Origin of the sequence: Methylophaga sp. UBA1464, from assembly GCF_002325665.1 — a bacterium.
Classification (GTDB): domain Bacteria; phylum Pseudomonadota; class Gammaproteobacteria; order Nitrosococcales; family Methylophagaceae; genus Methylophaga.
On record NZ_DCSO01000035.1, the window covers coordinates 20,486 to 28,807 of the forward strand.

The following is an 8,322-nucleotide window of genomic DNA, read 5'->3' on the forward strand; positions in this document are numbered from 1 at the left end:
AGATTCCTGCGGATCTACTTTGGCTGGCACTGGCGGCCGGAATGACAAATCTTGCATTTTTGGTGGCCTTGAATGAGGGGCAGGTGATGCGAGTCATGTTGCTATTTTATTTATCACCATTATGGTCGGTCATATTAGGACGCTGGTGGCTGGGAGAAAAACTGTCTATCTCGGCCATCATTATGTTTGTTCTGGCGATGGGGGGCACGGTTCTGATGTTGTGGCGTCCCGATGTGGGATTTCCCTGGCCTCATGGTCTGGCCGATTGGCTGGCTTTGTTTGCCAGTATTTGTTTTGCGATAAACAATGTGCTGAGTCGAAAACTTGCAGCTGTTCCGATGGTGTTAAAAACCACCATTGTCCTGTGGGGCGTGGTCGCTGTTTCAATATTGGTTTTACTGCTGCAACAGGCGTCTATTCCTGCTGTAGATATATCGGTATGGCTAAGTGCCGTTCTGGTGGGAGGCGGTATCATCATTGCGATGACTATCGCAGTACTTTATGGCCTCGCCAGAATGCCGGTTTATCTGGCGGCTGTTATTATGTTATTTGAATTAATTGTGGCAGCGATTTCTTCAGCCTTGTTAACTATGGAAGTGATGACTTTGCAGGAGTGGCTGGGTGGTGCATTAATTTTTGCGGCGGCTTTTGGAATTGCTCAGGTTGAAAAAACCAATCGTTAGACCCATGTCTTTTTTTTTGATTTGCAGGAATTGTTTATGATTAAGTCTATTGCACATGCCAGTTTTCTGGTGGCAGATTTACCTACATCACTGAAGTTTTACTGTGATGTCTTGCAGATCCCGTTGAATCCTAATCGTCCAAAGTTTGCTTATGATGGCGCCTGGCTGGACTTGGATAACAAGCAACAATTGCATTTAATGGTGTTGCCCAACCCCGATTCGACTGATGGTCGCCCTGAACATGGTGGCCGGGACCGGCATGTGGCCCTGCTGGTAGAAGATCTGGAAGCACTTGCATTACGTCTGGAACAAGCCGGTGTGGAATTCTCCCGCAGTAAGTCTGGAAGAGCTGCTTTTTTCTGTCGCGATCCGGATGGAAATGCGCTGGAATTTGCCGAAGACTTTACCCCGGTAACCAAGTAACTCAGTCACTTAAAACTGACAATCAACGGCTTAGCGAGTTACTCACAATTTCTGTGGATAAGTCTGTGGTTAACATTGTTGAAAATCGCTAAGTCGTTAATCTGTAACAGCCCTCTTCAAAATGATTAAAATTTAACCAACTTAAAATTCTATTTAAATTCAATTGGTTAGCTAATCATTTTGTACATTCAATCACTTAGCGAAGTTTGTTGTAAGAGTACTGTAACAATTCAGGAAAAAGTGAATAACTCAGCCAGTTTTATTGGAAGAAAAATCAAAATCTGTGCCAGCAAGTTAACTTTCGATTAATTTTGCCAGGCAATTTCATTTAATTAAATTGCGACTATTTAACACGCTTTCATGACAAGCCCTAGGGAGTATCCGGTAACTCAAGCACTTAAAAGTGTTGATCAATAACTTAGCAAGTTACTCACATTTTCTGTGGATAAGTCTGTGGTTAATATAGGTGAAAATCGCTAAGTCCTTATTCTTTAACAGAGGAACGCGATATGGTTAAAAATTAACCATGTTGTGATTTGCAATAAAATCAATAGCTTAGGTGTGTGTTGTGTGCATTCAATGACTTAGCGAAATTTATTTTAAGCGCACTGTAACAAAACAATCAAAGGTGTATAACTTTAATTGTGCAGATATCAAAAAGTCACACACGCGCTAAAGCTGGATAGATTTGTTCATCAAAAGCTGGGTCTTCGTCTCCGGTGGCATCAATACGTGATTGTTCTAACCCCTTAAAATCAAACAGTTGCTGATCAGCCAATTGGGAGGGGGCAACATTCTGAATGCTTCGGAAAATGTTTTCAACACGCCCGGGATGTTGTTTTTCCCAGTTTTGCAGCATTTCCTTAATTACCTGACGTTGCAGGTTCTCCTGTGAACCACATAAGTTACACGGAATGATCGGGAAGCCCTTCGCTTCAGAGTAGCGGGTGATATCAGACTCTTTGGCATAACACAGCGGCCGGATGACGATATTGGTTTTATCATCGCTCAGAAGTTTGGGCGGCATGGCTTTGGTCTTGCCACCATAAAACATATTCAAAAACAGTGTTTCAATTATATCGTCGCGATGATGACCCAGAGCGATTTTAGTAATGCCATGTTTACGAGCGTAACCGTATAAAGCCCCCCGACGAAGTCTTGAACATATACCACAGGTGGTTTTTCCCTCGGGGACAACTTCTTTAACGATGCTGTAGGTATCCTTTTCAATGATATGAAACGGCACACCGAGGTTGCTGAGATATTCGGGTAATACATGCTCTGGGAAGCCGGGCTGTTTTTGATCAAGGTTGACGGCAATCAACTCAAAATTGATTGGTGCGTGATCGCGTAAATTCAGCAGAATATCCAGCATCGTATAGCTGTCTTTGCCGCCTGAGAGACAGACCATGACTTTATCGCCATCCTGAATCATATCGTAATCAGCGATCGCCTGGCCTACCTGACGACGCAGACGCTTATGCAGTTTATTGAATTCATGTTGTTGTTTAAGTTGATTTTCAGACATTAGATCAGACCTGCAAAAGGTTGGACAGTGACCGATTGACCGGGAGCTATACCGTCACAATCTTCATCCAGTAAAATAAAACAGTTGGCGTGGCTCATGGAGTGCAGAATACCGGAGCCTTGTTCGCCGGTCATCGTCACTTCTAAGTGATTATCGTTATTATTGCGTAAAAATCCACGCTGAAACTCGAAACGGCCGGGACGTTTACGAATCTTTTCTGCTGCTATGGCCTGTAATATCAGTGGGGCCTGGTTAATGGCTCCGGCCAGTTTGTTTAATGCCGGTTGTACAAACTGATAAAAGGTCACCATAACGGACACAGGATTACCGGGTAAGCCAAAAAAATGTGTATCCGTAATTTTGCCATAGGCGAGGGGTCTGCCTGGTTTCATCGCAATTTTCCAGAAATTCACTTCACCAAGTTCTTCCAGTAATTGCTTAACGTAATCGGCTTCACCTACTGAGACACCACCAGAGGTAATGACGACATCGGCTTCCCTGGTTGCTTCTACCAACGCTGTGCGTATCGCATCGGGTGTGTCGGTAACCACACCCATGTCGATGATTTCTGCATCCAGGCGTTTTAACATGGCATACAGCGTGTAACGGTTACTGTCATAAATATCGCCTGGAGATAATGCTTCGCCAACAGAGCGTAATTCATCACCGGTGGAAAAAAACGCAACCCGAATCCGTCGGCGTACCGATACTTCGGCCAATCCAAGCGATGCAAGCAGCCCTAAATCTGCCGGAATAATTCGATGGCCAGCACGAAGCACTACAGCGCCAGCCTGAATATCTTCACCTGCAAGGCGCACATTTTCACCGGCATGATGTTCACCGTGCAGTGTTATCAAATCATCATGAACTTCGGCCTGTTCCTGCATGATGACAGTATCACAACCATCCGGCATCATCGCACCGGTCATGATTCGAACACACTCACCAGCATTAACTGATTTATCAAACGGACGACCGGCAAACGCGCTGCCAATGAGTTTTAGGGAGATGGGCAGGTTTTGAAGATCTTTTCCTCGTAATGCATAACCATCCATTGCTGAATTGGCATGAGGCGGAACAGATAGCGGAGAAATAACATCTTTATGTAACACTTGTCCCAATGCGTCACGTAAAGCGACTTTACGCCAGCAACTGATGGGCGTTATTTGTTGCAAAATGCGCTGTCTGGCTTCTTCAACTCGTAATGTGGTAACCGGTTCAGTTGTGGCGCAGCTTGGCTGTGGGGTAAATTCAGTCATGATGATATTGCCGGATAAAGGTCTGGATAAAGAGCAGAATGGCGTCTAAGTCATTTAAATTCAATTTGGGTATAGAGGGTTCGTCAGGCAAAGCGGAATCCGTTGCAATCGCTATGATATTGGGGTCATCTATATAAATCAATGGCTTACCAATGCTGGCGCGATGTAATTCCAGTTTTGGTATAGCCTCGTTTTTAAAGCCCTCCACCAGAATCAAGTCCAGTTGCCGCATATCTAACCGGGCTAAACAGTCAGCAAGCAGGGGTTCTGATTGCTCAATATTGCTGGTTTGCATAAGTGCCAATAACCGCCGGGAGGCCACCAGGACCTGATTAGCGCCGGCTTCCCTAATTCGATAACTGTCTTTACCGGGCTGATCAATATCAAATAAATGATGTGCATGTTTGATGACGGCGACGTTTAATCCAGCGGTTCTTAGTTTAGGAATCAATTGTGTCAGCAGAGTCGTTTTGCCAGTGCCACTAAATGCGGCTATCCCCAGTATTGGCACCGAGCAGTCGAATCCGGCTGTTTGTATGTCTTCAGGATGATTGAAATTCCTGAAACTATCCGGTTGATCCGAAAAATCTACTTCAATCATCGGTTGCTGGGTAAACCAGCGATCAATTTTTCTTTCGCCGGAGGCGAGATAATTTTGTAAATCGTCAGCCAGTTCACAGTCTAATAATGCAAATACTGGTTGAATACGCTTACCATCGGTTGCAACGGCGATTTTTTTACCGCTGCGAAGCAGGCTTTCCAGCATACGTTGTCGTAATTTTGTACTGGGTGCCGGGCTGTCACAGGGGACAGTCAGAATATAATCGGAATTTGCTGCCTGCATACCGGCCAGCATGCCAGCCAATGGTCCCTGAAAATCGGAAAGTGTATCGCTAATCACAGGATAGCCGAACTGTCGATAGCGCTCGATATTACGATTGGCGTTGATCAGCAGCTGCTCAACCTGGGGTGCAATATGATCAATGACATGTGAGACCAGCGGCCGGTCAAGAAATGCTATCAGGCCTTTGTCATTACCCCCCATGCGACGGGCAGCGCCACCAGCAAGTATGACACCGGTCACGGTTGGGTAGGAATAATCAGTCATGATATTTTGTAATTAATGGCTTTATGTTGAGTAGGGACGATGCGTAAATTTACGATTCTGGTGTTTATTATACTGTGTATTCCACTTAACGCATGGTCGATGGATTTACAAATTATGGTTACCGGACTGTACCGTGATCATGCTGTGGTGGAAATCAACGGTCAGCAACATTTTTTGTCTGTCGATCAACAGACGCCCGAAGGCGTGACTTTAATCAGCGCCAATAGTAGTCAGGCGATACTGGAGGTCGCTGGCAAACGCGGTGTTTTTGAGCTGAATAATCGTGTCGGCGGGGTGTATTCCGCACCACCAGAAATGCCCGTAGTCAGTATCTGGCCAACGAATGGTATGTATCTTACCAGCGGCTCGGTCAATGGTTTTACAGTAGATTTTGTCGTGGATACCGGTGCTTCCGTTATCGCGCTGAATGGTAAAACGGCTAAGCGTTTAGGTTTGAATTATCTGGATGCCAAACAGATTTCTGTCAGAACGGCTTCCGGAGTAGAACTGGCTTACAGTCTTCAATTGGAGACCGTACAGCTTGGAGATATTTCATTGAATAATGTCGCCGCAGTAGTGATTGATGGTCCGGAACCACAACGCGCGTTACTCGGTATGAGCTTTCTGAATGCCTTTGATATGGAACGCAAAGGCGAAAGAATGGATTTGCGCCGGAAATTCTGACAAAAAAAGCCCGGCTATACCGGGCTTTTTTTACTATGAATGATTAACGAATCAATCAAAACCATGGGTAATCAAGGCATAAGCTGAATGGTTATGAATTGATTCAAAGTTTTCCGATTCAACGGTGTAGGCTTTAATGCGATCATCTGCATTAAGTCGCGCTGCGACATCACGTACCATATCTTCCACAAACTTCGGATTGTCGTAGGCATGCTCGGTGACATACTTTTCGTCAGGACGCTTCAACAAACCGTAAATTTGGCAGGATGCTTCGTCCTCTACCAGATCGATTAAATCTTCAATCCAGATAAAGCTGTCGGTTTTGACGGTTAACGTGACATGTGAGCGTTGATTGTGCGCGCCGTAGTCAGAAATGTTTTTTGAGCATGGGCACAGGCTGGTGACTGGCACAATGACTTTTACATTCATGCTGGTTTTTTTACCAACAATTTCACCAATAAAGCTGACCTGATAATCCATCAGACTGCGGACTTTTGAAATAGGGGCTTCTTTGTTTACAAAGTAGGGGAAGCTCATTTCAATATAACCGGATTCAGCATCCAGACGCTCAGTCATTTCGCCCAGCATGGTATGAAATGATTTAACAGTAATTTCACGTTCATGTTGATTAAGGATCTCAACAAAACGAGACATATGTGTGCCTTTGAACTGGTGTGGCAGATTCACATACATATTGAAATTGGCGACAGTGTGCTGTTCGCCGGTAGTGCGATCACTGACCACAACAGGATGGCGAATATCTTTGATGCCAACTTTATCAATCGCTATATGACGTTTGTCTTTAATGTTCTGTACGTCTTCGATTTCTGCTGCTGCCACGGGCTTATTTTGATCAGTCATGATTAGGGTTAATCCTCACTATATTTGACACACGCACGGTCGGTTTCCCAAACCGTGACACCAGAGACTCTGGCTGTGTCGGTGTTTAGCGTATTGCTAAGGCGCTGGTAAAAAAACTGGGCGATATTTTCAGCCGTCGGATTAATCTCATCGAACGGCGGAATATCATTCAGGTAACGGTGATCCAGTGTTTTGGCTAATTCACGAGTCGCCGTTTTAATGGTTTTAAAGTCCATGCCCATACCATGCTGATTAAGTGCATTGGCGGTGACTTCGACTTCAAGTTTCCAGTTATGACCATGCATCCGCCGACAATCCCCAGGATAGTCTCGCAGGGTATGTGCAGAGGCAAAATCAGCCAGAATTTTTAATGTATAGGTGGCGCTCATAATGTTGACTATTATACTCAGGAATTAGGCTATCGAACAGGCCATTATTACGCAAAATAACGATTGATGGTATCGATAATACCACTTGCATCCAGACCACAGGCGCTAAGCATTTGACCATGATCACCATGATCAACAAAGCGGTCAGGCAAGCCCATCATATGTAAGCGAGTACGAATATCCTGTTGCTGATAGTACTCGTTGACAGCACTGCCGGCGCCCCCCAGAACGGCATTTTCTTCAATCGTGATGATTAATTGATGATTGGCGGCAATCTCATCAAGCATCTGAGTGTCCAGTGGTTTGACAAAGCGCATATTCACCACAGTGGCATCTACTTGCTCAGCAGCATCAAGCGCTGCGTGTAATAACGTCCCAAAGGCCAGAATAGCGATTTTTTTGCCCGAACGGCAGGTATGGGCTTTACAGATGGCTATGCTGTCCAGTTTTGGTTCAACCGTTGTGCCATTGCCGCACCCACGCGGGTATCTTACGGCCGCAGGGCCATTATGATGAAACCCGGTGGTCAGCATTTGCCTGCATTCATTTTCATCGCTTGGTGTCATGATCAACATGTTGGGAATACAGCGCAGATAACTAAGGTCAAAACTTCCTGCATGTGTCGCACCATCCGCACCAACTAACCCTGCGCGATCAATGGCGAATAACACGGGAAGATTCTGTAATGCCACATCATGTATTAATTGATCGTAAGCGCGTTGCAGAAAAGTTGAATAAATTGCCACAACAGGTTTTTTACCTTCACAGGCCATTCCTGCAGCCAGCGTTACTGCATGTTGTTCTGCTATGCCAACGTCAAAGTAACGTTCAGGAAAGCGTTCCGCAAAGGCATTCAGGCCCGATCCTTCACACATGGCGGGCGTAATCGCTATTAATTCTTCGGAGGCGGCACCCATATCACACAGCCATTGACTGAAAACCTGGGTAAACGTGGGACCGGATTTTTTACTGTTAGCAGGACTGACGCCATGGTATTTGCAAGGCTGCTGTTCGGCTGGTTCAAAGCCTTTACCTTTTTTGGTGACAATATGCAGAAATTGCGCACCTTTACTGTTGCGCAGATTGCTCAATGTCGTAATTAACGTGTCGAGATCGTGTCCATCAATGGGACCGATATAGTTAAAACCCATTTCTTCAAACAGGGTCCCAGGCACCATCATGCCTTTGACGTGTTCTTCTGTTCGACGGGCAAACTCCCAGGCTGAGGGTATTTTTTCCAGCACTTTCTTACTGCTTTCACGCGCAGAACGATAAAAACGTCCGGAGAGCAGTCTGGCCAGATAATTGGCCATACCGCCGACATTTTTGGAAATCGACATTTCATTATCGTTAAGCACGACCAATAAGTCGGCATTCAGATCACCCG

The 8,322-nt window shown here is 45.3% G+C and carries 9 protein-coding genes; 3 read left to right on the forward strand and 6 right to left on the reverse strand.

All coding sequences use genetic code 11. The features are described from left to right. Both B3O33_RS03615 and B3O33_RS03620 read left to right on the forward strand, forming a co-directional pair. Positions 1 to 683 (forward strand): DMT family transporter (locus tag B3O33_RS03615; protein WP_292362955.1); only part of this gene is annotated, 683 nt, incomplete at its 5' end. A 36-nt stretch (positions 684 to 719) separates the two neighbouring features. After that, positions 720 to 1,106, forward strand: a complete 387-nt coding sequence (locus B3O33_RS03620; RefSeq protein WP_292361543.1) for a VOC family protein — start codon at positions 720 to 722, stop codon at positions 1,104 to 1,106. Positions 1,107 to 1,767: 661 nt separating this feature from the next. Here the strand turns inward: B3O33_RS03620 and ttcA are convergent. From ttcA to mobA, 3 genes are read right to left on the reverse strand one after another with little or no spacing between them, the layout of a single operon-like run. Next, entirely contained in the window at positions 1,768 to 2,634 is an 867-nt protein-coding gene (ttcA, locus tag B3O33_RS03625; RefSeq protein ID WP_292361544.1) for a tRNA 2-thiocytidine(32) synthetase TtcA, read from the reverse strand. Beyond that, on the reverse strand, positions 2,634 to 3,893 hold the full coding sequence (locus B3O33_RS03630) for a bifunctional molybdopterin-guanine dinucleotide biosynthesis adaptor protein MobB/molybdopterin molybdotransferase MoeA (RefSeq protein ID WP_292361545.1): 1,260 nt from the start codon (positions 3,891 to 3,893) through the stop codon (positions 2,634 to 2,636). The genes ttcA and B3O33_RS03630 overlap by 1 nt, the downstream gene beginning before the upstream one ends. Further along, complete coding sequence (gene mobA, locus B3O33_RS03635; RefSeq protein ID WP_292361546.1) at positions 3,886 to 5,001, reverse strand: molybdenum cofactor guanylyltransferase MobA; 1,116 nt, start codon at positions 4,999 to 5,001, stop codon at positions 3,886 to 3,888. Before mobA ends, B3O33_RS03630 begins: the two co-directional genes overlap by 8 nt. A gap of 39 nt (positions 5,002 to 5,040) precedes the next feature. On the opposite strand from mobA, the gene B3O33_RS03640 reads away from it, so the two are divergent. Beyond that, the gene (locus tag B3O33_RS03640) at positions 5,041 to 5,685 is read left to right on the forward strand and encodes a retropepsin-like aspartic protease family protein (RefSeq protein WP_292361547.1); all 645 of its coding nucleotides are present in this window, start codon (positions 5,041 to 5,043) and stop codon (positions 5,683 to 5,685) included. Positions 5,686 to 5,736: 51 nt separating this feature from the next. Here B3O33_RS03640 and folE2 read toward each other — a convergent pair whose 3' ends face one another. The 3 genes from folE2 to dxs form a co-directional block, all read right to left on the reverse strand. Continuing rightward, on the reverse strand, positions 5,737 to 6,546 hold the full coding sequence (gene folE2 / locus B3O33_RS03645) for a GTP cyclohydrolase FolE2 (RefSeq protein WP_292361548.1): 810 nt from the start codon (positions 6,544 to 6,546) through the stop codon (positions 5,737 to 5,739). 8 nt (positions 6,547 to 6,554) lie between these two features. Beyond that, positions 6,555 to 6,935 carry a 6-carboxytetrahydropterin synthase QueD gene (gene queD / locus B3O33_RS03650; RefSeq protein WP_292361549.1) on the reverse strand — a complete coding sequence of 127 codons (381 nt, stop codon included), beginning with the start codon at positions 6,933 to 6,935 and terminating at the stop codon, positions 6,555 to 6,557. Between the two features lie 47 nt (positions 6,936 to 6,982). Continuing rightward, the coding region (gene dxs / locus B3O33_RS03655) for a 1-deoxy-D-xylulose-5-phosphate synthase (RefSeq protein WP_292362957.1) at positions 6,983 to 8,322 on the reverse strand (1,340 nt) is incomplete at its 5' end.